Raw genomic sequence first — 22,906 nt, 5'->3', positions numbered from 1 at the left:
CCCTTCCGCTGTACGGATACGCGGCTCCGCCGCGTGGGCGGCTTGCGCCCCGGGTGCCGGTGTGGGGGTCCCCGACCCGGCCCTTCCGATCGCGGCTCCGCCGCACGGCCGGGCTTGGCCCGGGCACCGTGGCTCGGCTGTACCGATACGCGGCCCCGCCGCGCGGCGGGGCTCTGCCCGGCTGCGGGGGCGCCCGAGGGGTGGGGTTTCCCGTATCCCCCCTTTCCCGGCTGTGCCGATACGCGGCTCCGCCCCGGATGCGGGGTGCCGGGGTGGGTTTCCCCAATTCCCGCCCCTTCCCGGCTGTGCCTATGCGGCTCCGCCGCGTGGCGGGGCTCCGCCCGGTTGCGGGGTGCCGTGGGTGGGTTTCCCCAATTCCCGCCCCTTCCCGGAACCGGGGCTTCGCCCCGGGGCCCCGGAGTTAGCCCGGTGCGGGCCGGTGGCCGGGTTGTGCCCACCAGGCGTCGCGAGCTCCGTTGCGGGGTGGGCCGGAGCGTCGTGGCTGGTGTGGGTGGGTGGTTGCGTAGCAGGGTGGACCTACGCCCCTCGCGGGGCTGCGAGTGCCCACAACACGGGGCGGGGGGCTGGGGGCGCAAGCCCCCAGTTTCGGGAAGGGGCCGGGTTCGGGGAACTCCCACAGCCGACAACGGCGCCCAGCCACCCACCCGACGGACGGAGTCCGGCGCAGGCGCCCGAAGCTTGTGAGGCCCCCCGGGGCCGAACAATGCGAGGACGCCGTTAAGGACTAGCCGCGGCGGAGTGGGAGGGGGGCGCCCATGACCGCGTAGGGGCTGGGGGCGCTGGGGAAGATCACGTTGCGGGCCAGGTCGCGGTAGCCGAGGCGGTGGTACAGCGCGCGGGCCGGGCTGTCGGTGTCGATCGCGGAGAGGATGGACCGGGGCTCGGTCGCGCTGTCGGTGATCGTGGTGATGAGGCGGCGGCCGATACCCCGCCGCTGATACGCGGGGTGGACATGCAGCTCGGTGATGACGAAAGCATTCTCCAGCCAGTCCTCATTGCCCTCCCGGCGCAGATACGGTTCGACAACCGTGGACCACCACTGCATACGGTCGCAGGGCATGCCGTAGACAAAGCCGACCAGCCGTCCGGCCGGGGTGGTCGCGCCCAGGGCGCGGGCTCCGGGTGACTCCAGGTGGCGCAGCACGATATGGCGGCGTACGCCGATCTCCTCGTCGGTGAGCCCGAACGCGAGTGCTTGGACGGCCAGCGCCTCGTCCACCCGCGCGGCGAGATCGAGCGGGCCGACGGCGATGTCGTGCTCCATCAGAACAGCACGCTCATAAAGGCCCCGACCTCCTGGAAGCCGACACGGCGGTACGCGGCGCGTGCCGCCGTGTTGAAGTCATTGACGTAGAGGCTCGCGACCGGGGCGACCTCGGTGAGGGCGTAGCGGAGTACCGCCGCCATGCCGGTCTCGGAAAGGCCCTCGCCACGGCGGTCGGGGGCGACCCAGACGCCCTGGATCTGGCAGGCCTGCGGGGTGGTGGCGCCGATCTCCGCCTTGAAGATCACCCGGCCGTTCTCCACACGGGCGAAGGAGCGGCCCGCGCCGACGAGTTCGGCGACCCGGGCCTGGTAGACGAGGCCGCCGTCGCCGACGAGCGGGGAGATGCCGACCTCCTCGGTGAACATGGCCACGCAGGCGGGCATGACCAGGTCCAGCTCGTCCTTGCGGACGCGCCGGACATACGGGTCGGGGGCGATCTGGGTGGCGAGGCTGCTGGTGACCATCAGCGGCTGGTGCCGCCGGACCTCGCGGGCGGGGCCCCAGTGGGGTTCGAGGTGGGACCAGAGCGCGCCCGTGGGCTGTGCCGGGCCGACGATGGAGGAGCAGCGGCGGCCCTGCCGGCGGGCGCGCTCGGCGAAGGCGCGAATCGCGTCGGGTCCGGCGCAGATGGGGACGAGGTTGGCACCGGCGTAGCACAGGGACTCCAGCCTGCCGTCCTGGTACCAGCCCCACATCTCGCCGCCGAGCCGCCAGGGGTCGAGACCGGAGACGTGGACGCGGGCGGTGACGAAGGCGTTGTTGACCGGCTCCCGGTGCAGCACGCCAAGGGCCTGGTCCAGGTCTTGGGGACCGAGAGCCCTGGTGGAAGTGGTCGTCAACACGTCTCGGGAAGCCTCACCGTACGGCCCGGAGGGAAGGGGAGCGATCTCTCCCGAACTGTACCTCCGGGCCGCGCGCTGTACCTCCGATGTCTGTCTTTCAGCCGATGGCGACCTCGGGCTCGCCTGAGGTCACACCGTCCTTCTCCATCTGCTCGGCGATCTTCATCGCCTCCTCGATCAGGGTCTCCACGATCTTGGACTCGGGAACGGTCTTGATGACCTCGCCCTTGACGAAGATCTGGCCCTTGCCGTTGCCGGAGGCGACGCCCAGGTCGGCCTCGCGGGCCTCGCCGGGGCCGTTGACGACGCAGCCCATCACGGCGACGCGCAGCGGTACGTCCATGCCGGTCAGGCCCGCGGTGACCTCTTCGGCGAGCTTGTAGACATCGACCTGGGCACGGCCGCAGGAGGGGCAGGAGACGATCTCCAGGCCACGCTCGCGCAGCCCGAGGGACTCCAGGATCTGGTTGCCGACCTTGACTTCCTCGACGGGCGGCGCGGACAGCGAGACCCGGATGGTGTCGCCGATGCCCTCGGAGAGCAGGGCGCCGAAGGCGACGGCGGACTTGATGGTGCCCTGGAAGGCCGGGCCCGCCTCGGTCACGCCGAGGTGGAGCGGGTAGTCGCACTGGGCGGCGAGCTGGCGGTAGGCGTTGACCATGACGACCGGGTCGTTGTGCTTGACCGAGATCTTGATGTCGCGGAAGCCGTGCTCCTCGAAGAGCGAGCACTCCCACAGCGCGGACTCGACGAGCGCTTCCGGGGTGGCCTTGCCGTACTTCTGCAGGAGCCGCCTGTCCAGAGAACCGGCGTTGACGCCGATACGGATCGGCGTGCCGGCCGCGGAGGCGGCGGCGGCGATCTCCTTGACCTTGTCGTCGAACTGCTTGATGTTGCCTGGGTTGACCCGGACGGCGGCGCAGCCCGCGTCGATGGCGGCGAAGACGTACTTCGGCTGGAAGTGGATATCGGCGATCACCGGGATCTGGGACTTCTTGGCGATGACCGGCAGGGCGTCGGCGTCATCCTGGGTCGGACAGGCGACGCGGACGATCTGGCAGCCCGACGCGGTCAGCTCGGCGATCTGCTGGAGCGTCGCTCCGATGTCCGAAGTCCGGGTCGTGGTCATCGACTGCACGGAGACAGGGGCGTCGCCGCCGACGGCGACGGAGCCCACCTGGATCTTGCGGCTGAGGCGCCGCTCAGCGAGCTTGATCGGTACGGACGGCATTCCCAGCGAAATCGCTGTCATCTGGCGCAACCCCAAGGTGTGGTTCTAGGTCCTTCGAGATTACGGCACCGCCCTCCCGGCCAGTACACCACTCCCGGCGAACTCCCGGGTAATGGGTCCAGCGGACGGCGCCCGGCCGCTCTGAGGCCGGGCGCCAACTGGGCGTAAACGCGCTAACCAGCGAGCTTCACGGGATTCACCACATCCGCGACCAGCACCAGGAGGGTGAAGCAGATAAAGACCCCGGCGACCACATAGGCAACCGGCATCAGTTTAGCCACATCGAAGGGGCCCGGGTCCGGACGCCGGAAAACCTTGGCGAAGGCGCGGCGGACCGACTCCCACAGGGCTCCCGCGATATGCCCGCCGTCCAGCGGGAGCAGCGGGAGCATATTGAACAGGAACAGGGAGAGATTGAAGCCCGCGACCAGGAAGAGCATGGTCGCCACTCGCTGGCTCGGCGGTATGTCGAGCGAGACGATCTCACCGCCGACCCGGGCCGCGCCGACGACGCCGACCGGGGAGTCCTCCTTGCGCTCACCGCCGGTGAAGGCGGCGTCCCAGAGGTCGGGGACCTTGGAGGGCAGGGCGACCAGCGCGTGGAAGCCGTTCTCCATGATGTCGCCCATCCGGTCCACGGCCTGGGGGAAGGACTGCTGGACGATGCCGGTGGCCGGGGCGAAGCCGAGGAAGCCCGTGGTGACGTACTCGCCCTTGACATAGCCGCCGCGGCCGTCGGACTTGAGGACCTTGTTCTCGACGAGGCTGGCCCGCAGGGTCTTGGTTGTGCCTTCGCGCTCGACGGTGATGGTGGCCGGTCCGGTGGTGGCGCGGATCTCCGTCTGCAGGGTGTTCCACTCGCTGACGGGTTTGTCGTTGAAGGCGATGATCTTGTCGCCGGGCAGCAGCCCGGCTGCCTTGGCTGGGGAGTCGGGTGCGCTCTTCGGGCACTTGTCGGTGTCGGCGCTGGCCGCGATGACGCAGTCCGAGACCGAGGAGACGGTGGTCGTCTGCGTATTGATGCCGAAGCTCATCAGCACGCCGAGGAAGATCGCCACGGCGAGGATGAGGTTCATAAAGGGGCCCGCGAACATCACGATGACGCGCTTCCACGGCTTGCGGGTGTAGAAGAGCCGCTTCTCGTCGCCCGGCTGGAGTTCCTCGAAGGCCGCCGCCCGGGCGTCCTCGATCATCCCGCGGAAAGGGGATGTGGAGCGCTGCCTTATCTTCCCGTCGTCGCCGGGCGGGAACATGCCGATCATGCGGATGTAGCCGCCGAGCGGGATGCCCTTGATGCCGTACTCGGTCTCGCCCTTCTTCCGGGACCAGAGGGTCGGGCCGAAGCCCACCATGTACTGCGGCACCCGGATCCCGAACATCTTCGCCGTGGAGAGGTGACCGAGCTCATGCCAGGCGATGGAGAAGAGCAGGCCGACGACGAAGACGACTATGCCGACAATGGTCATGAAGGTCGTCATGCGCGGTCCTTTGCTGCGGTGTTCTGGGCGGGTGCCGCCACTAGCTCGCGGGCGCGCGTCCGTGCCCACGTCTCTGCGTCGAGGACATCGGCCAGCGTCAGGGTGGTTCCCTCCGGCCTGCCGTGCTCCTCGACCACAGCGGCAACCGTATCCACGATGCCGGTGAACGGCAGCCCGCCGGAGAGAAAGGCCTCAACGCACTCCTCATTGGCCGCGTTGAAAACGGCGGGCGCGGTGCCGCCCAGTGCGCCGACCTGACAGGCGAGCGGCACGGAGGGGAAGGCGTCTTCGTCGAGTGGGTAAAACTCCCAGTTCATGGCCCGTGACCAGTCGAACACGGGGCCGACGCCGGGCACCCGCTCGGGCCAGCCCATGCCGAGCGCGATCGGCAGTTTCATATCGGGCGGACCGCACTGGGCGATGGTCGAGCCATCGGTGAACTCCACCATCGAGTGGATATAGGACTGCGGATGGACGACGACCTGGATCCGGTCGAAGGGGATGTCATAGAGCAAATGGGCCTCGATGACCTCCAGCCCCTTGTTGACCAGGGTGGCCGAGTTGACGGTGATCACCGGGCCCATGTCCCAGGTGGGGTGGGCGAGGGCGTCCTTCGGCGTGACATCGGCGAGCTTTGCCCTCGTACGCCCACGGAAGGGGCCACCGGAGGCGGTGACCAGGAGCTTGCGCACCTCACGCCGGGCGCCGCCCAGCAGCGCCTGGAAGAGCGCGGAGTGCTCGGAGTCCACCGGGATGATCTGGCCGGGCTTGGCGAGGGCCTTGACCAGCGGGCCGCCGACGATCAGCGACTCCTTGTTGGCCAGGGCGAGCACCCGGCCCGCCTCCAGGGCGGCGAGGGTGGGCCGCAGGCCGATCGAGCCGGTGATGCCGTTGAGCACGGTGTGGCACGGCGACCCGGCCAGCTCGGTGGCGGCGTCGGGCCCGGCCAGCACCTCGGGGATCGGCTCCCCCACCCCGTACTGGGCCCGTAGTGCCTCGCGCAGCTCGACGGCCTTGTCCTCGCGTGCGATGGCGACGGTACGCACCTGGAGCCGGTGCGCCTGCCCGGCCAGCAGCTCGACGCGTCCGCCTGCGGCGGACAGCCCGGTCACCCGGAAACGGTCTGGGTTGTTCAGCACCACATCGACCGCCTGGGTGCCGATCGACCCCGTCGATCCGAGGATCACAATGTCGCGAGGGCCGCCGTGGGTGCCATGGGTGCCGTGGGCCGCCGGGTAGCTGACATGCGGGTCAGCGAGGGAGTCCGTCATGTGCTCTATTGTGGCCGGTCCCCATGACGGGAAGAACAGCAGCTCAGCCCGGCGGGGTTGGCGGGGCGTGCGCGGCCCCTGTGCGGGGGCGCGAGGGGGTTCAGTCGCCTTTTCGGCTGGGGCTCGGGGAGGCCGGGGTGAGATGCCCCTCGCAGGGCGAGCTGCCGGCCGACTTGGTGCCGTCCGGGCACACGCTGTTCCGCCAGCTGGTGTCCGACAGATCGGCCCCGTCCGTCTGAGCACCGCGCAGATTGGAGCCGGAAATGCGGGCGCCGGAGAGGTTCGCGCCCCGCAGATCCGCGCCCGCGAAGTCGACCCTGGTGAGGGATGTGGAGCTCAGATCCGCGCCCGAGAGCTGTGCTTTCTCGAAGCTGACGTCGATCAGCAGGCCTTCGTCGAGTACGGCCTCGCTGAGGTCCGCTCCGCGCAGGTCGACCTCTGTGAGGCTGGCGGAGCTGAAGACGGCGCGCCGGAGGTCGGCGTCGCGCAGGTCGACGCTCTGCAGTGACATGCCGGGCAGCCGTGCTTTGTAGAGGTTGCCGCGGCTGAGGTTGGCTTCGGAGACGGTGCCGGTGAGGGTGGAGCCTTCGAGGTTGACGCAGCGGAGCTTGCCCTCCCGGAGGTCGGCGCCGGTGACGGTGCGGCCGGCGAGGTTCTTTCCTGCCCCGCCGGGGCAGCTCCGGCCGCCCTCGTCGCGCTGTCCGCAGCCGGACAGGAGGGCTGCGGACAGTGCGGTCACGATGGCGTAGTGGGCGGCGGTGCGGGGGGTGCTGCGCCGGGGCCGGGGGGTTGCTCCCGTGATCGGGTCCATGGGGATCCATGATCCAGCGCTGTGGGCGTTTACGCCGTATTCGCCCCGGTGTGTTCTCACCTCCGAGGTGGGTTTCCCCGGTCCCTCCCCCAGCTACCTCCCCCAGACTCCGTCTGGGAGGTGCCCCCAGGAGGTGCCCCCACCTTCCCGGAAAACCGGGGCTTCGCCCCGGGCCCCCCGGTTGGGTTGCGGGTGCGGGTCGTGTTGTGCCCACCCTCCCCCAGCTAACGCTGGGAGGTGCCCCCACGCCCCTCGGGCGGACCGAGTGCCCACAACATTTACGGGATGGGGCGGTGGACGTTTTCTTGTTTGGGGGGGCCGGGGGTGGCGTCGGCGATCCAGGGGCCCTCGGTTGAGGGATCGATGATGCCCTCCTCCAGCCAGGTGTAGGAGCCGCCCAGGATGGACCGGGTTACCTTGCGGTCGAGGTCGTCGGTGTTGGTCCACAGCCGGGCGAAGAGTTCGTCGACGCGGATGCGGGCCTGCTGGCAGAAGGCGTCGGCGAGTTGGTAGGCCGCCTTGCCGTGGTCACCGTCGCGGCGCAGCTTCTCGGCCCGTACGCAGGCGGCGCTCATCGCGAACAGCTCGGCGCCGATGTCGACGACCCGGCCGAGGAAGCCCTGTTTGGTCTCCATCTTTCCCTGCCAGCGGGACATGGCGTAGAAGGTGGCACGGGCGAGCTTGCGGGCGTGCCGCTCGACATAGCGCAAGTGGCGGGCGAGCCGGCCGAATTCGGAGTAGCCGCGCGGGAGCTGGCCGGGGCCGATGACGAGCTGGGGCAACCAGCGGGCATAGAAACCACCGGCCTTGGCACCCGCCTTCGCCTTGGCCGACAGGGGCTTGTCGGGAGCGATCAGGTCACCGGCCACCTTGAGATGGGCGTCAACCGCCTCACGGGCGATGAGAAGATGCATGATCTCGGTGGAGCCCTCGAAGATGCGGTTGATGCGCATATCCCTGAGCATCTGCTCGGCCGGAACGCCGCGCTCGCCGCGGGCGGCCAGTGACTCGGCGGTCTCAAAGCCCCGGCCGCCACGGATCTGGATCAGCTCATCGGCCATCAGCCAGGCCATTTCGGAGCCATAGAGCTTGGCGAGGGCCGCCTCGATCCGGATGTCGTTACGGTCCTCGTCCGCCATCTGGGAGGAGAGATCGAGCACGGCCTCCAGGGCGAAGGCGGTGGCGGCGATGAACGACATCTTGGCGCCGACGGCCTCATGTTTGGCGACCGGCTTGCCCCACTGCACCCGGGCCGCGGACCACTCACGGGCGATCTTCAGACACCACTTTCCCGCGCCGACGCACATGGCGGGGAGGGAGAGACGGCCGGTGTTCAGGGTCGTGAGAGCGATCTTCAGGCCCGCACCTTCGGGGCCAATACGGTTGGCGGCCGGTACCCGGACCCGGTGGAAGCGGGTGACGCCGTTCTCGATACCGCGCAGACCCATAAAGGCGTTGCGGTTCTCGACGGTGATGCCCGGGGAGTCGGCCTCCACGACAAAGGCCGTGATGCCGCCCTTGTGGCCTTCGGAGCGCGGCACCCGGGCCATGACGACCAGGAGGTTGGCGACAACGCCGTTGGTGGTCCAGAGTTTGACCCCGTCGAGGATGTAGTCGTCGCCGTCGGGGACCGCGGAGGTCGCGAGCCGGGCCGGGTCGGAGCCGACATCGGGCTCGGTGAGCAGGAAGGCGGAGATATCGGTCGTGGCGCAGCGCGGCAGGAAGGCCTCCTTCTGCTCCGGGGTGCCGAAGAGCTTCAGCGGCTGGGGCACGCCAATGGACTGGTGGGCGGAGAGCAGTGCGCCGATGGCGGGACTGGCCGAGGCAACCAGGGCGAGGGCCTTGTTGTAGTAGACCTGGCTCAGCCCAAGACCGCCGTATTTCACGTCGATCTTCATGCCGAGGGCGCCCAGCTCCCGCAGACCGTTGACGACCTCATCGGGGATCTGCGCCTCGCGCTCGATGAGCGCTCCGTCGACCTTGGTCTCGCAGAACTCACGGAGCCTGGCCAGGAACTCCTCCCCCCGCTGGACACTCGTTGCTTCAGGTTCGGGATGCGGATGGATCAGGCCGAGTTGGAAGCGGCCGAGGAACAGCTCCTTGGCGAAGCTCGGTTTGCGCCATTCCTGTTCTCGCGCTGCCTCGGCTACGTCACGTGCTTCGCGCTCAGAGACCGTCTGAGGGGCAGTCCTCTGGGGTACCGCGGACATGCGGTTCACCTCGCCGTTGAGTCGGGGGCAGATATCCCGGTCGCCTACCGGCCGGTGCTACTCGTCCGTATGTACCCGATCCGCACGATCCGTACCAGGCTCCTCGCTGCACAGGGCTTAAATGCCGCCGTTGCCCGGCTTGACCAGGCCCGTCTCATAGGCGAGCACCACAGCTTGGGCACGGCTGCCCAGATCCAGCTTGGCCATGGTGCGGTTGAGATGTGTCTTGACCGTGGACTCGGTGATGACGAGCCGGGTGGCGATCTCCGTGTTGGAGAGCCCGTTGGCCACCAGCCGCAGGACGTCCAGCTCCCGGCCGGTCAGCGCGGTGAGGGCCTCCGGGGTGTGCGGAGCGGGGTCACACCGCTGGGCGTAGGCCTCGATGAGGCGGCGGGTGACGCTGGGCGCGAAGAGCGTGTCGCCCTGTGCCACGGCCGCGATGGCGGCCAGCAGCCGCCTGGGGCCGGTGTCCTTGAGGACGAACCCGCAGGCACCGGCGCGCAACGCCGCGTAGACATACTCATCGAGGTCGAAGGTGGTCAGGATCAGGATCTGCGGCCGCTGCCCGGCCCCGCCGGCCTGGTCCAGGATGTGCTCGGTGGCGGTGATGCCGCTCATACCGGGCATCCGGACATCCATCAGCACCACGTCCGGATGTTCGGTGGCGGCCAGTTCAACGGCTTCCTCTCCGCTGGCCGCCTCTCCGACGACCGCCATATCCGGGGCGGCGCGGAGCAGCGCGGCAACTCCGGCCCGGATGAGCTCCTGGTCGTCGACGACGAGCACCCTGGTCGCCATCCGCTGTGCTCTCCCCTCAGGCGGGAAGGGTGAGTCGCACCTCGTATCCGCCGCTCGGCCGGGGCCCAATGGTCACCGTGCCCCCGTAGATCCTGGCGCGCTCACGCATGCCTATCAAGCCATGACCTGGGCCGGCGTCACCTCGGACCGGATCTGTGCGCTGGCCCTCGTCCGTGACCGTGATGGTGAGCCGACGTGGCTGATAGTCGACGGTGACCTGGGCGATGGCGGGGCGGGCGTGCTTGATGACATTGGTCAGCGCCTCCTGGACGACACGGAACGCGCACTGGTCCACGCCCGGTGGCAGGGGTCTTGGGTCACCGTGGACGGTGCGGCCCACGGTCACCCCGGCGTTGCGTACGCGCTCCAGGAGCTCATCGAGGCGGCCGATGCCGGGCGCGGTGTCCAGCGGATCGTCCGGCCGGTCTCGGTCTCCTGTGCCGTCGACGCGCAGCACAGCGAGCAGCCGCCGCAGCTCGGACAGGGCTTCCCCGGAAGAGTCCGAGATCGTGCCGAGGGCGGTCCGGGCCGTGTGGGGATCGCTGCCGAAGACGTAGTGGGCGAGCCCCGCCTGTACCGAGATCACGGCCATATGGTGGGCGACCACATCGTGCAGCTCACGGGCGATCCGCACCCGCTCCTCGGCGACCGCCCGCCGCTCGCCCGCCGCCCGTTCCCGGCGTAGCTGCTCGGCGAGTTCGGCGAGTCGTACCGCGCGCTGGGCGGAGTTACGGGCCAGCTGGCCGAAGCCGCAGACCACCGCCGTGTACACCAGGCTCTGTGCCAGCACGGTCGGCCAGGAACTCTCCTCGCCGGTCGTCCCCGCGTAGTTCCAGACCGCGGTGAACAGCAGCGCACAGCCGATGGCATGGCGCAGTGGGCGCAGGGAGGCGACGGTGTAAAGGGCGAGCAGGGCGCCGGGGCTGTTGACCACGGGCCAGTAGCCGAGGCTGATGTATGCGGTCCACAGGGCGAGGACGCCCAGGGCGAGGGCGACCGGTGCCCGTCTGCGGGCGGCGAGCGGCAGGTTGATCAGGCAGGTGAGGAGCACACCGCGTTCGTCCAGTCCGCTCCAGCCCCAGCCGTCGGGCGGGCCTTCGAAGCCCAGCAGCAGACTGATCAGGGTGATCGCCAGGGCAATGGCACTGTCATACGCCCATGGCGGCACCCTCCGCACCCATCGCCGCGACCACCGACCCCTCCACACCGGCGCAGCGTAACGGCGCCGGCACCGGAGCGGCATCGTCCGCCCGCTCGGTTTCCCCGCTACCGCGCTGGTATGACATGCGGGTCCGGCTACCGCCAAAGGCCGGATGTCACTTCAACCCTGACGGCGATGACCGCCCGGCCGGGCGCCGCGTACGTTCAGTGGTGCAAGAAACGCCGTGCCCCGGGACCACGGGGGGAACCGCCCACGGGGGAGGCGGACGGGGGATGGGTCCCGGGGCGCGCGGCCACCGTCAGCTGCTGGGCCGTGCTTCCGCCGACAGGTCCCGGCCCGGTACGACCTCAGTAGGGCACCGGCACCACCCGGCAGTGGGTGGTGAGCATCAGGAGAGGGAGCCGTCGGGCTGGATCAGTCCGCGTTCGTAGGCACGCACCAGACGGCGCGGGACCCGGTACTCGCGGCCGTCGATGGTGATGGGCACCAGGTCGGGTGGGGTGGCCTTCCAGTTGGAGCGGCGGTGACGTGTGTTGCTGCGCGACAGCTTGCGCTTGGGGACGGCCATGGGTCTTCCTCCGGTCGGGAACGACCGCCAGGCTACATGAAAATGGTTGTCACTTGCCAGGCGGTGTCCCCGACCGGGGACGGGCTCAGAGCTCCAGGCCGGTGAGGACCATCACCCGCTCATAGGTGTAGTCCTCCATCGCGAACCGCACACCCTCACGGCCGACGCCGGACTGCTTGGCGCCGCCGTAGGGCATCTGGTCGGCGCGGTAGGACGGCACATCGCCGACGATCACGCCTCCGACCTCCAGTGCCCGATGGGCGCGGAAGGCGGTCTGCACATCGTGGGTGAAGAGGCCGGTCTGGAGGCCGTACTTGGAGTCGTTGGCCACGGCGTACGCGGCCTGCTCGCCATCGACCTTGGTGAGGGTCAGCACCGGCCCGAAGACCTCCTCACAGGCGATCTGGGTATCGGCCGGAACGTCCTCCAGGACGGTCGGGGCGTAGGTGGCGCCGTCCCGCTTGCCGCCGGTGAGCAGCTTGGCGCCCGCCTTGACCGCCTCGTCGACCCAGTTCTCGATGCGCCTGGCGGCGTCCTCGCTGATCTGCGGACCCACCTCGGTCGCGTCATCGGAGGGGTCACCGGTCACCTGGGCCTCGACGGCCGCGACGATCTTGGGGACCAGGCGGTCGTAGACCGAGGCGTCCGCGATGACGCGCTGGACGGAGATGCAGGACTGGCCGCCCTGGTAGTTGGAGAAGGTGGCGATGCGCTGCGCGGCCCAGTCCAGGTCCTGCTCCGAGGAGTAGTCGGCCAGTACGACGGCCGCGCCCTGGCCGCCCAGCTCCAGGCACATGTGCTTGCGCGGGGCGGAATCCACCAGGGACCAGCCGACCGGCCCGGAGCCGGTGAAGGAGACAACCGGCAGCCGCTCATCCTGGACGAGGCCGGGCATCCGGTCATTGGGCACCGGAAGCACGGACCAGGAACCGGCCGGGAGGTCGGTCTCGGCGAGCAGCTCACCGATCAGCAGACCCGAAAGCGGGGTGGCCGGGGCGGGCTTGAGGATGATCGGGGTGCCGACGGCGAGCGCCGGGGCGACCTTGTGGGCGCACAGGTTGAGCGGGAAGTTGAACGGGGCGATGCCCAGTACGGGCCCACGCGGGAAGCGGCGGGTCAGCGCGAGCCGTCCGGTGCCGGCCGCGTCGGAGTCGAGGCGCTGTGCCTCTCCGCCGTTGAAGCGGCGGGCTTCCTCGGCGGCCCAGCGGAAGACGGAGACACAGCGGCCGACCTCACCACGGGCCCACTTGATGGGCTTGCCGTTCTCGGCGGAGATGAGCCGGGCGATCTCCTCGGCCCGCTCGCCGAGGCGGCGTACGACATGGTCCAGCGCCGCCGCCCGGACATGCGCGGGGGTGGCGGCGAACTCCTCCGCGACGGTGGCCGCGGTGGCCACGGCCTCCTCGACCTGTGCCTCGGTCGGCACACTGACCCGGCCGACGGTACGGCCGTCCCAGGGCGAGGTGACCTCAAGCGTGTCGTCGCCGGTCGCCTCACGGCCGGCGAGCCAGAATGCGTGCGTGGAAGTCGCTGTAGTCACTGCGGATCCCGGCCTTCCGATGGTGGTGGGGGTGGGGGTTGGGGTGAGTGGTGCGTATGTCGTGCGTATGTCTCTGTACTGCCAACCGTAGGGGTACGTCCGGTCCTCGCCTCTTGTCCGACGCGGCGCACTCCCCCGGCTCGCTGCTCCGCTTTGGCGGTAGTCCAGATGTGTCATTGACGAAGGCATGACACCACGTAAGGATGGCGCCGCACGCGCAACCCCACCCGTCTCACTCTGGACACCCCAGGAGATGCGATGCGCTTAAGAATTCGCGGCAAACGGACTACCTCCGCGGCCGTTCTTCTCACCCTCGCGCTGGCCGTGCCACTCGGCGCACAGGCCACCGCAGCACCCCCCAAAGAGCCCGCCACCACGGCGGAGCAGGCCGAGCGGCAGGACGGCCCCCGGCAGTACGAGGTCGCGGGGGTGGGCAGCAGAGCCCATCGCTCCGCGCTCGCCCGCACCGGCGTCGCGATCGACGAGGTCCGTGACCACTCCGTGGTCATCACCGCCACCCCGGCCCAGGCCGACAGGCTCCGTAAGCTCGGCCACCGGCTGACCGCGCTGCCCGGCCCCGGGGAGCGGGGCGACATCAGGGCCGCGGGCCCGGCGGACTATCACAGCTACGCCCAGATGATGGACGCCGTCAACACCTATGTGCAGAAGTACCCGGAGCTGATGAGCCGCCAGGTCATCGGCAAGTCCTACCAGGGCCGGGACATCATCGCGGTCAAGATCAGCTCCAATGTGCGGGTGGACGAGGACAAGCCCGAGGTCCTGTTCACCCACAACATGCACGCGCGCGAGCATCTCACCACGGAGATGGCGCTCTACACCCTCCGGGAGTTCGCCGCGCAGTACGGCAAGGACGCCCGGATCACCAAGATGCTGGATGAGCGCGAGCTGTGGATCATCCCGACCCAGAACCCGGACGGCAAGGTGTACGACATGCAGTCCGGCCGCTTCCGGATGTGGCGCAAGAACCGGCAGCCCAACTCCGGTACGTCGGCGGTCGGCACCGACATCAACCGTAACTTCGACTACCGGTGGGGCTGCTGCGGCGGCTCGTCCGGCTCTCCCAGCAGCCAGACCTATCGCGGTCCGTCGGCCGAGTCCGGAACCGAGACCAAGGTCGTCGCGGACTTCGTACGCAGCCGGGTGGTCGGCGGCAAGCAGCAGATCACCGCGCATATCGACTTCCACACCTACGGTGAGCTGATCCTGTGGCCGTACGGCTACACCTACGCCGACACCGCGCCGGGGCTGACGCGGGATGACCGGGACGCGCATGCCGCGGTGGGGACGTCGATGGCACGGAGCAACGGCTACAAGCCGCAGCAGTCCAGCGATCTCTACATCACCGATGGCTCCATCGGTGACTGGATGTGGGGTGCGCAGCGGATCTTCTCGTACACCTTTGAGATGTATCCGCCCTCCGGGCACCCCGATGGGTTCTATCCGCCTGGGCGGGTGATTGGGCGGGAGACTGCGCGGAACAAGGGCGCGATGCTGATTCTGCTGGAGAACGCTGACTGTATGTATCGGTCCATTGGCAAGGAGGCCGAGTACTGCCAGCGGTAGCCAGCCGGGGGCGCGGCTCCGCCACGTGGCGGGGCTTTGCCCCGGGGTGCCGGGGGCGGGGTTTCGCCTGACCCCGCCCCTTCCCGGCTGTACCGATGGGCGGCTCCGCCGCGCGGCGGGGCTCCGCCCCGGCTGCGGGGTGCCGTGGGTGGGTTTCCCCGTATCCCGCCCCTTCCCGGCAGTACCGATATGCGGCTCCGCCGCGCGGCGGGGCTTCGCCCCGGGTGCGCGGTGCCGTGGGTGGGTTTCCCCAATTCCCGCCCCTTCCCGGAACCGGGGCTCGCACCCCGGGCCCCGGGGTTGGCCCGGTGCGGGCCGGTGGCCGGGTGTTGTGCCCACCCACAGCCCCTCGCGGGGCTGCGAGTGCCCACAACGGGGTGGGGGTCTGGGGGCGCAAGCCCCCAGTTTCGGGAAGGGGCCGGGTTAGGGGAACTCTCACCGACGGCAACGGCGCTCAGCCACAACCACCGACGGACGGAGTCCGGCGCAGGCGGGCGAAGCTTGTGAGGCCCCCCGGGCCGAACAATGCGAGGACGCCGTTAAGAAGGGGTGCTGGTGGCTCGGGTGGCTTTCAGGGCTAGCCATAGCTCCATGCGGAGGTCGGGGTCGTCCAGGGAGCGGCCGAGGATCTCCTCCACCCGGCGCATCCGGTACCGCAGGGTGTGCCGGTGCACGCCCAGATCCGCGGCGGCCGCGTCCCACTGGCCGTGCCGGTTCAGCCAGGCCTGCAAGGAGGCGACGAGGTCGCCGCGCCCGCTGGCGTCGTGCTCACGCAGCGGACGCAGGATGCCGTCGGCGAAGGCCCGCACCGCGTCGTCGGCGAGCAGCGGCAGCACCGAACCCGCGGCCACGTTCTCATGCTCGACAAGCACCGTGCCGCGCCGCCGGGCCACCGAGAGCGCCTGGTCGGCCTGTTTGAAGGCGACCACCACGGCGGCGATACCGGCCGGAGCCGAGATACCCACGGCCAGCCCCTCCCCCACCGCCCGGACGTGCTCCGCGCAGGCGGCCACCGCGGCGCCGCCATCCGCGGCGAGCACGATGAGCCGCGCACCGTCCGGGACGACCAGCACCGCCTCACCGGCCCGGGCGGCGCCGGACTCCACCGCGTCGGCCAGCAGCTCCAGCGGCGTGGGACCCTCCTGGCCGGCGGGCTCGGCGCCCTGTGAGGCCGCGACGGGTACGGTCTCGGCGACCACCACCCGCAGCGGTACGTCCAGCAGCCCGCCGTACAGCGTCCCGGCGACCGCGCGGGCGTGGTCCGCCTCGCCGGACATCAGCATCCGCAGCACCGCCGCGCCGAGCCGCTGCTCCGCCTCCTGGAGCGCCCGGGACCGCTCCGTGGTGAGGGTCAGCAGGGCGACGGCGGAGTTGACGGCATAGCGCTCGGCGGTGCCCAGCGGGGCGCCGGTGCCGACGGCAAGGACGGCGCGGGTGCGGCGGCCGCTGCCAATGGACTGCAGCTCCACCCGGTCGTCGCCCTCCGCCGTGCTGACCACGGCGCTGGCGGGCGCGGGGCGGTCGCGCAGCCGCTCCACATCGGCGGTGAGCCGGCCCGCGCGCCGGGCGGCCCAGGTGGGGGCGGCGGCGACCAGCGCGCCGGAGACGTCGTAGAGCGCCGCCCAGCCGTCCACATGGGCGGCGAGCCGGGTCAGGAGTTCGGTCGAGCCCTCGGCGGAGATCGCCGCCCGGGTCAGCTCGCGCTGTGCCTCGAAGCCCGCGGTCACCGAACGGTACTGATCGGCGGCGATGGCGGCGGAAACCGCCTTGGTGATCGCGATGAAGGGGGTGCGCCGCGGCACTTCCAGCAGCGGGAAGTCCGCCTCCCGAGCCGCCTGGACCAGCGCCTCGGGCACCCGTTCATAGTTGACCCCGGCCGCGAAGCCCAGCCCGACGACACCCGCGCCGACCAGCCGTCCGACATAGCGGCGCATCGCTTCCGGGTCCTCGGCGTCCAGCTTCATGGCGGTGATGAGCAGCAACTCGCCGCCGTCCATGTACGGCACAGGATCGGCCAGCTCGCTCACATGCGCCCAGCGCACGGGCACATCCAGCCGGTCCTCGCCGGCGAGCACGGAGAGCTTGAGCGCGGAGTGCTGGGCGAGGGAGGCGAGCGTGGGCTGCATGGCGGTCCTGTGACTACCTTCTGGCGATCATGTGTAGAGCTTTTTGGCCGTACGGTAGTGAGGATACGGCCCTACCCTGCCTCACCGTACAGCTGCGCGCCCCTTGCACGCCCCATATGCGCCCCTGGCTGCCCCGCTACTCACCGCCCGTCTCACCGAGCCGGGCCAGCACCGGCGGGCTCGATTCACCCCGCACCGAGGTCAGTGACAGCACGGCATGCCCCGGCGGCACCTTGTGTGCCAGATCAGAGGCCGACCACCGCTCCCGCTGCACGGTCCGTACCGTCACCGACTCGGTAGTCGCCCGCACCCCGGTGAAGAGTGTGCGGATCCCGCGCAGCCCGCGCTTGAGCAGGCCGCCGGAGAAGTCGGGGTTGTGGGTGACATCCTCGGTCTTCACCCAGTCCTGGCCCCATGCCTGGGCGAAGACCTCGCCGTCCCAGGTGCTCACCCCGGACAGCGCCACCTTGCAGCCGACCGTGCCGATCAGTGTGGAGTGCAGCCGCTTCGGCACATCGTCCAGCGTGCGCAGGGTGAGCACCGCACCGGCATTCGCCGCACGGAGCTGGCGCAGCCCGCGTACCGCGTCGGGGGTGATGGTGTGCGCGGCGTCGTCCAGGACCAGACAGGCGAAGAGCGACCGGTCCTCGCGGGCGAGGACCCCTGCCGCGAACTGGGCCAGCACCAGCCGGGTGAGGATGCGGGACGCCTCGGTGTGCCCGCGTGCGGGCAGATCGATCCGCACCCGCAGCGGGTGTTCCAGGGTGCGCAGGGAGAACAAGCGGGGTGGCCCCTGACCGTCCGCATCAGCTGCGGCTGTGCCGAAGAAGTCGGCGAGTGCCGGCCGGTCGAGCAGGGCGACCCGGTCGGCGAGGAGTGGCCCGGGATCGCCAGGGCGGTCCGCCTGCCGTTCCCGGGAGGCCAGCTCCCGCTGCTGACCGAACTCCCCGGCGGCGTCCAGCGCTTCACGCAGCCCGGCGATGGCGACCGCGGAGCCCTCCAGCAGGGAGCGCAGCTCACGCAGGGCCGGAAAACGCCCGTACGCTGCCCGGTACGGCCCGATGAGCTGGGCCAGCGCCACCGCCGCCGCCCGGGGGTCGCTCTGTTCGCCATGTTCAGCGCCGAGCAGCGCCTCGGCGAGCATCGCGGCGGCCTCATCCGGGTCGGTGGTGCCGCCGTACAGATCAAGGCCGTGGGTGGAGTGCGGGTCGCCGACCCGGACCACCACATCGAAGGCGTCATCGGGCCCGAGCCCCGCCCGGGCGGTACCGACGGCGACAACGGCGGCCTGGTGGGCCAGCGCCTGCAGACAGAGCGCCTCGACTGCCGGGCGGACGATCCGGCCGGTCTTGCCCGAGCCGGGCGGGCCGACGGCCAGCAGTGAGGTGCCCAGCAGTGCGGGGTCGACGGCGAGTCGGCAGCCACGGTGCTGGTAGGGGTTGCGGTCGTCGTCGAGCGCCGTGCCGATCCGCACCTGGCCGGTCAGCAGATCGTGCTTGGCGGTGCGCACAGACAGGTCACGGGCTCCGGAGGGATGTACGAACGCGGCGGCGCCCTGCTCGAGCGCGGCCCGGCGGAAGGCGCCCAGCGCGTCCGGGCGGGACCGGACGGTGCGCCATACCCGCTCGATCCGTACGTAGTCGAGATCGCTGACCCGCCCGGCCCACACCTCCTCGGACAGCCGGTCGGCCGCCTCGGACTGCCCGGCGGCACGCAGCCCGGACCACTCCGCCAGCCCGGCCGCCGGATCCCGCTCGGGAGGGGGCGTCCATGATGTCCCGGTGGGCGCCTGGGGCGTGCTGCGGCGCCGCCATACGGCTCGCCAGGCTCCGGCCTTGGCGGTGAGGGCGAGCAGGGCCACGGTGAAGAGGACGTAGTAGATGTTGTAGGCGACGACATACGCCTGGGTCTCGTCGGGCGTACGCCAGCTCTCCGGGGTCACCCACTTCAGCGGAGCCAGCCAGAACTCCCAGCCGCCGTCGCTGAAGCACATCGCCCACACCAGGACACCGCCCAGCAGGGCCAGCAGCGCTCTGCGGTACGGCTTGGCGGCCGCTGCCCGGTCCGCGAGCTTCCGCCAGCGCCGCTGCCATGGCGCTGGGGCGTAGCGGCGCCAGACCTGGGGCCACTTGCCGAGTCGGCCGAAGACATACGCCAGCAGGGCGCCGAAGAGGGCGTAGTAGACGTATGACGCCGTGACAATGGCCCTGGTGGACCGCCAGCTGTGGGGGGTGAACCAGTCCAGCGGCCACAGCCAGAATCGGATGTAGCCGTTCCAGCACAGGGACCACACCAGGAGCCCGCCGAGCAGTGCGAGCAGCGCGCCGCCCAGCAGCTGGCGGTCCCCGATGTGCTCCGGCTCCGCCGCGGGCTTGGGCCGGTGCCCATACCGCCAGATTCCAGGCGCGGCCGCCGGCCGGGGGGCCCGTAGCCAGGCCACTACGGGCGGGGCGGCGGCCTGGGGGGGCTGCCGGGGCATGGGCGGCGCGGGAGGTGGCTTCGGTACGGCTTCCGTGCTGCGCCAGTTCTGTGTGCCGTCCGCGTTCATCTGCCGCCCCAGATCCTTGCTGCTCTGTCGCGCCCCAATCTAGCCGCCGGGCGGTTGAGTTGGCCTCGGCCGCGTGGCGGGCTTGGCCTGGTTGCGGGGGGCCGTGGGTGGGTTTCCCCAATTCCCGCCCCTTCCCGGAAACCGGGGCTTTGCCTCGGGCCCCGGGGTTGGGCGGTGCGGGCCGGTGGCCGGGTGTTGTGCCCACCAAGCGTCGCGAGCTCCGCCCCGGGGCGGGCCGGAGCGCCGTGGCTGGTGTCGGTGGGTGGTTGCGTAGCAGGGCGGGCCCACGCCCCTCGCGGGGCTGGGGGCACCTCCCAGACGGAGTCTGGGGGAGAGTGCCCACAACACTGTGGGGGTCTGGGGGCAGAGCCCCGCAGTTTCGGGAAGGGGCCGGGTTAGGGGAATCCACCCCCGCGGCCGGGCACGCGCGCGTGCCCCGCTATGTCCGGTGTGGCTAACACGACAGGGGTACTTCTCCGCAGCGGTGCATGTCTCGGCCCACCGGCTGCCCCTAGCCTGCGAGGAGCGAGCACACCCCCTTTTCTCCTGAGGAGAGCGCGATGACCTCTACGACCCCGATGCCAGAGCTGTCCGGGGGCCCGGCCCTCCCCCAGGAACGCCGCGTCGTCACCGCGATCCCCGGTCCCAAGTCGCAGGAGCTGCATGCCCGTAAGCAGGCGGCGGTGGCTGACGGCGTGGGCACCGTACTGCCGGTGTACGCCAAGCGCGCCGGTGGCGGCATCCTCCAGGACGTGGACGGCAACTCGCTGATCGACTTCGGCTCCGGCATCGCCGTGACCACGGTCGGCAACAGCGCCGAGGCCGTCGTACGCCGGGCCGCCGCACAGCTGGCGGACTTCACGCACACCTGCTTCATGGTCACCCCCTACGAGGGTTATGTGGAGGTCGCCGAGGAGCTGGCCAGGCTCACGCCGGGGGACCACGCCAAGAAGACCGCGCTGTTCAACTCCGGCGCTGAAGCGGTGGAGAACGCGGTGAAGATCGCCCGTGCGCACACCAAGCGTCAGGCGGTCGTGGTCTTCGACCACGGCTACCACGGCCGTACGAACCTGACCATGGCGCTGACCTCGAAGAACATGCCGTACAAGCACAGCTTCGGCCCCTTCGCGCCCGAGGTGTACCGGGTGCCGGTCGCCTACCCCTACCGCTGGCTGACCGGCCCGGAGAACTGCGCCGAGGAGGCCGCGGCCCAGGCGATCGACCAGATCAGCAAGCAGGTCGGCGCCGGGAATGTCGCCGCGATCGTGATTGAGCCGGTGCTGGGCGAGGGCGGCTTCATCGAGCCCGCCAAGGGCTTCCTGCCCCGTATCGCCGAGTTCGCCAAGGCGAACGGCATTGTCTTCGTCGCGGATGAGATCCAGTCCGGCTTCTGCCGTACCGGTCAGTGGTTCGCCTGTGAGGACGAGGGCATCGTTCCGGACCTGATCACCACCGCCAAGGGCATCGCGGGCGGTATGCCGCTGGCCGCGGTGACCGGCCGCGCCGAGATCATGGATGCCGCGCATGTGGGCGGACTGGGCGGCACCTACGGCGGCAACCCGGTGGCCTGTGCGGCCGCGCTCGGGGCGATTGAGACCATGCGGGAGCTGGACCTGAACGCCAGGGCCCGCCGTATCGAGGAGGTCATGAAGCCGCGGCTGCAGAAGATGGCCGAGCAGTACGGCGTGATCGGCGAGGTCCGCGGCCGTGGCGCGATGATCGCCATCGAGCTGGTCAAGCCCGGCACGAAGGACCCCAACCCGGAGGTGACCGGGGCGCTGGCCAAGGCGTGCCACGAGGAGGGGCTGCTGGTCCTGACCACCGGCACGTACGGCAATGTGATGCGCTTCCTGCCGCCGCTGGTGATCGGCGAGGACCTGCTGAACGAGGGTCTGGACATCCTGGAGGGCGCACTCGCCCAGCAGGCGTGAAGGACATGTGGGAGGCCGATGGCCGTTCCGCCAGCGGCCTCCCCTCGCCAGCCCGTCTGACGTACGGTTTTCGCAGATGCACGGAACACCTGTCCCGCAGGGAACTGCGGATGACACCGGATCAGTGACTGATCCTCACCGATCGGACCGCCGCCCGCCCCAAACCCCCCGGGGCGTGCGGTGACCGGTTGCCACGGCCGCTCAGGAATGCTCCCCCCTGTTCCTGAGCGGCCGCTTCCGTATGCGGCGCTGACCGGACTGCTCAGCGGGCTCTTCGCGGTCATCACCTGGCAGGTGGCGGCGTACGGGCCACTGCGGGAGGCCGATGAGTGGCTCTCCGGCCTGCTGCGGCAGCCCGCTCCTTCCCCAGGTGCGGGGGCGGTCGTGGCCCAGTCCTTCGCGGACCTCGGCAGCCCGGTGGTCGCGTTGCCTGTGCTGGCGGCGGCGATGGGGTATGCGTGCTGGCGCGGCGGGCGCTGGCGGCCGGTCCTCTGCTACGCCGTGGTGATGGCGGCGGTGCCGCTGCTGGTGCTGCCGCTCAAAGCACTGCTGGACCGGCCTGGCCCCGTCGACGGCAGCGGCTACTACCCCTCGGGGCACACGGCGACGGCCGTGGTGGCGTATGGCGCCACGGCCGCGCTGCTGCTGCCGTTCACCCCCGGTGTGCGCGCCCGCCGGGGCGTCGTGGCCGCCGCCGTACTGCTGGTTCTCGCCACCGCTGTGGGTCTGGTCCGTCGCGGCTTCCATTGGCCGCTGGATGTCGTGGCGAGCTGGTGTCTGGGCGGTCTGCTGATGGTCGGGGCCGCGGCCTGGCTCACTCGTCGGCACCGGCGGCCCACGCCGCCGCCTCATGCATTGCCAGCTCCAGCACCGCCGGATCAGTGAGGATGCCGGAACCGTCCGGTGGGATCAGCCAGCGCACTCCACCGGTGCGGCGGCCCGGATACGGCACCACGATCCAGCTGCCGCGCCCGGCGCCGCGCACCCCCGTACCGACCCAGCGGGCGGCGGTTCCCGGCGGGACGAAGAAGCCCGTCCGGGAGTCGCCGAAGTCGGTCAGTACGGGGCCCGGCCGGTCGACGCACCGGCTCAGCACCTCCAGCGTGGGGCAGCCCAGCTCACCGCTGAGAATGAGGACGTCCCACAGCCGCCCGGCGGGCAGCAGCGTCACCCCGAGCGGATTTCGTTCCCACTCCCATCGGCAGGCTTCGGGATCCGGTGCCGCCGACGCCAGCCACTCCACCGCGCTCCTTGCCCCCGCCTTGCCACTCATGACGCACTGCCTTCCTTGTGCGTGGCCCACGATCCGGGCCTCTCGGTCATGAGTTGAGAGCGTGGTCGCCGCGCATCGTTACGCCACTTCGCCGGGATTTCTCCCGGTGGGCGGGATCACAGGTAGCGCATCATCGTTATTACGTAAAGTAATGCCGGAAAAAATCCAGGGGTAGACAAACCGGACACACTGCGATTACCGTAATGCGGAACCCCTAACTCCGGACCTTTGCATGCATGCCAGAA

At 70.4% G+C, this 22,906-nt stretch carries 17 protein-coding genes; 3 read left to right on the top strand and 14 right to left on the bottom strand.

Going from position 1 to position 22,906, the window contains the following annotated elements:
- Nucleotides 1–745 precede the first annotated feature (745 nt).
- The 11 genes from test1122_RS20630 to test1122_RS20580 form a co-directional block, all read right to left on the bottom strand.
- Nucleotides 746–1,285 carry a GNAT family N-acetyltransferase gene (locus test1122_RS20630; protein ID WP_232270646.1) on the bottom strand — a complete coding sequence of 180 codons (540 nt, stop codon included), beginning with the start codon at nt 1,283–1,285 and terminating at the stop codon, nt 746–748.
- Nucleotides 1,285–2,130, bottom strand: a complete 846-nt coding sequence (locus test1122_RS20625) for a GNAT family N-acetyltransferase (RefSeq protein ID WP_232270645.1) — start codon at nt 2,128–2,130, stop codon at nt 1,285–1,287. Before test1122_RS20625 ends, test1122_RS20630 begins: the two co-directional genes overlap by 1 nt.
- A gap of 97 nt (nt 2,131–2,227) precedes the next feature.
- Nucleotides 2,228–3,382 (bottom strand): flavodoxin-dependent (E)-4-hydroxy-3-methylbut-2-enyl-diphosphate synthase, encoded by a 1,155-nt coding sequence (gene ispG / locus test1122_RS20620; protein WP_232270644.1) that lies wholly within the window; start codon nt 3,380–3,382, stop codon nt 2,228–2,230.
- Between the two features lie 152 nt (nt 3,383–3,534).
- The gene (locus tag test1122_RS20615) at nt 3,535–4,839 is read right to left on the bottom strand and encodes a M50 family metallopeptidase (RefSeq protein ID WP_232270643.1); all 1,305 of its coding nucleotides are present in this window, start codon (nt 4,837–4,839) and stop codon (nt 3,535–3,537) included.
- Entirely contained in the window at nt 4,836–6,110 is a 1,275-nt protein-coding gene (gene dxr / locus test1122_RS20610) for a 1-deoxy-D-xylulose-5-phosphate reductoisomerase (RefSeq protein ID WP_232270642.1), read from the bottom strand. Before dxr ends, test1122_RS20615 begins: the two co-directional genes overlap by 4 nt.
- A gap of 100 nt (nt 6,111–6,210) precedes the next feature.
- Nucleotides 6,211–6,921 carry a pentapeptide repeat-containing protein gene (locus test1122_RS20605; RefSeq protein WP_232270641.1) on the bottom strand — a complete coding sequence of 237 codons (711 nt, stop codon included), beginning with the start codon at nt 6,919–6,921 and terminating at the stop codon, nt 6,211–6,213.
- A gap of 278 nt (nt 6,922–7,199) precedes the next feature.
- Nucleotides 7,200–9,131 (bottom strand): acyl-CoA dehydrogenase family protein, encoded by a 1,932-nt coding sequence (locus tag test1122_RS20600; RefSeq protein WP_232270640.1) that lies wholly within the window; start codon nt 9,129–9,131, stop codon nt 7,200–7,202.
- A 117-nt stretch (nt 9,132–9,248) separates the two neighbouring features.
- A complete protein-coding gene (locus tag test1122_RS20595; protein ID WP_232270639.1) occupies nt 9,249–9,929 on the bottom strand; it encodes a response regulator in 681 nt (226 codons plus the stop codon).
- A gap of 16 nt (nt 9,930–9,945) precedes the next feature.
- The gene (locus test1122_RS20590; protein WP_232270638.1) at nt 9,946–11,172 is read right to left on the bottom strand and encodes a sensor histidine kinase; all 1,227 of its coding nucleotides are present in this window, start codon (nt 11,170–11,172) and stop codon (nt 9,946–9,948) included.
- Between the two features lie 307 nt (nt 11,173–11,479).
- Nucleotides 11,480–11,659, bottom strand: coding sequence for a 50S ribosomal protein L32 (rpmF, locus tag test1122_RS20585; protein ID WP_232270637.1), 180 nt, complete (start codon nt 11,657–11,659; stop codon nt 11,480–11,482).
- Between the two features lie 85 nt (nt 11,660–11,744).
- Nucleotides 11,745–13,199, bottom strand: a complete 1,455-nt coding sequence (locus test1122_RS20580) for an aldehyde dehydrogenase family protein (protein WP_232270636.1) — start codon at nt 13,197–13,199, stop codon at nt 11,745–11,747.
- 258 nt (nt 13,200–13,457) lie between these two features.
- On the opposite strand from test1122_RS20580, the gene test1122_RS20575 reads away from it, so the two are divergent.
- Nucleotides 13,458–14,783 (top strand): M14 family metallopeptidase, encoded by a 1,326-nt coding sequence (locus test1122_RS20575; protein ID WP_232270635.1) that lies wholly within the window; start codon nt 13,458–13,460, stop codon nt 14,781–14,783.
- A 539-nt stretch (nt 14,784–15,322) separates the two neighbouring features.
- On the opposite strand, the gene test1122_RS20570 is transcribed toward test1122_RS20575, so the two are convergent.
- Nucleotides 15,323–16,909 carry a PucR family transcriptional regulator gene (locus test1122_RS20570; RefSeq protein WP_232270634.1) on the bottom strand — a complete coding sequence of 529 codons (1,587 nt, stop codon included), beginning with the start codon at nt 16,907–16,909 and terminating at the stop codon, nt 15,323–15,325.
- 136 nt (nt 16,910–17,045) lie between these two features.
- Nucleotides 17,046–19,457 (bottom strand): ATP-binding protein, encoded by a 2,412-nt coding sequence (locus tag test1122_RS20565; protein ID WP_232270633.1) that lies wholly within the window; start codon nt 19,455–19,457, stop codon nt 17,046–17,048.
- A 578-nt stretch (nt 19,458–20,035) separates the two neighbouring features.
- On the opposite strand from test1122_RS20565, the gene gabT reads away from it, so the two are divergent.
- Together gabT and test1122_RS20555 are read left to right on the top strand one after the other, a co-directional pair.
- Nucleotides 20,036–21,388: a 4-aminobutyrate--2-oxoglutarate transaminase gene (gene gabT, locus test1122_RS20560; protein WP_232272014.1), complete on the top strand. Its 1,353-nt coding sequence runs from the start codon at nt 20,036–20,038 to the stop codon at nt 21,386–21,388.
- Between the two features lie 207 nt (nt 21,389–21,595).
- Nucleotides 21,596–22,273, top strand: a complete 678-nt coding sequence (locus tag test1122_RS20555; protein ID WP_232270632.1) for a phosphatase PAP2 family protein — start codon at nt 21,596–21,598, stop codon at nt 22,271–22,273.
- Here test1122_RS20555 and test1122_RS20550 read toward each other — a convergent pair.
- Nucleotides 22,203–22,661, bottom strand: coding sequence for a bifunctional DNA primase/polymerase (locus test1122_RS20550; RefSeq protein WP_232270631.1), 459 nt, complete (start codon nt 22,659–22,661; stop codon nt 22,203–22,205). The two genes, test1122_RS20555 and test1122_RS20550, sit on opposite strands and share 71 nt — an antisense overlap.
- Between the last annotated feature and the right edge of the window lie 245 nt (nt 22,662–22,906).

Origin of the sequence: Streptomyces gobiensis (assembly GCF_021216675.1) — a bacterium.
Lineage (GTDB): Bacteria > Actinomycetota > Actinomycetes > Streptomycetales > Streptomycetaceae > Streptomyces > Streptomyces gobiensis.
Note: the sequence above shows the minus strand (reverse complement) of the source record. Positions and strands in the feature narration are given on the sequence as shown.

Bases quoted from the DNA above. Each gene is read 5' to 3' on its own strand.
- test1122_RS20630 (WP_232270646.1), bottom strand. From the start codon at position 1,285: ATGGAGCACGACATCGCCGTCGGCCCGCTCGATCTCGCCGCGCGGGTG.
- ispG (WP_232270644.1), bottom strand. From the start codon at position 3,382: ATGACAGCGATTTCGCTGGGAATGCCGTCCGTACCGATCAAGCTCGCT.
- test1122_RS20615 (WP_232270643.1), bottom strand. From the start codon at position 4,839: ATGACGACCTTCATGACCATTGTCGGCATAGTCGTCTTCGTCGTCGGC.
- dxr (WP_232270642.1), bottom strand. From the start codon at position 6,110: ATGACGGACTCCCTCGCTGACCCGCATGTCAGCTACCCGGCGGCCCAC.
- test1122_RS20605 (WP_232270641.1), bottom strand. From the start codon at position 6,921: ATGGACCCGATCACGGGAGCAACCCCCCGGCCCCGGCGCAGCACCCCC.
- test1122_RS20600 (WP_232270640.1), bottom strand. From the start codon at position 9,131: ATGTCCGCGGTACCCCAGAGGACTGCCCCTCAGACGGTCTCTGAGCGC.
- test1122_RS20595 (WP_232270639.1), bottom strand. From the start codon at position 9,929: ATGGCGACCAGGGTGCTCGTCGTCGACGACCAGGAGCTCATCCGGGCC.
- test1122_RS20590 (WP_232270638.1), bottom strand. From the start codon at position 11,172: ATGCCGCTCCGGTGCCGGCGCCGTTACGCTGCGCCGGTGTGGAGGGGT.
- rpmF (WP_232270637.1), bottom strand. From the start codon at position 11,659: ATGGCCGTCCCCAAGCGCAAGCTGTCGCGCAGCAACACACGTCACCGC.
- test1122_RS20575 (WP_232270635.1), top strand. From the start codon at position 13,458: ATGCGCTTAAGAATTCGCGGCAAACGGACTACCTCCGCGGCCGTTCTT.
- test1122_RS20570 (WP_232270634.1), bottom strand. From the start codon at position 16,909: ATGCAGCCCACGCTCGCCTCCCTCGCCCAGCACTCCGCGCTCAAGCTC.
- test1122_RS20565 (WP_232270633.1), bottom strand. From the start codon at position 19,457: ATGAACGCGGACGGCACACAGAACTGGCGCAGCACGGAAGCCGTACCG.
- gabT (WP_232272014.1), top strand. From the start codon at position 20,036: ATGCCAGAGCTGTCCGGGGGCCCGGCCCTCCCCCAGGAACGCCGCGTC.
- test1122_RS20555 (WP_232270632.1), top strand. From the start codon at position 21,596: ATGCTCCCCCCTGTTCCTGAGCGGCCGCTTCCGTATGCGGCGCTGACC.
- test1122_RS20550 (WP_232270631.1), bottom strand. From the start codon at position 22,661: ATGAGTGGCAAGGCGGGGGCAAGGAGCGCGGTGGAGTGGCTGGCGTCG.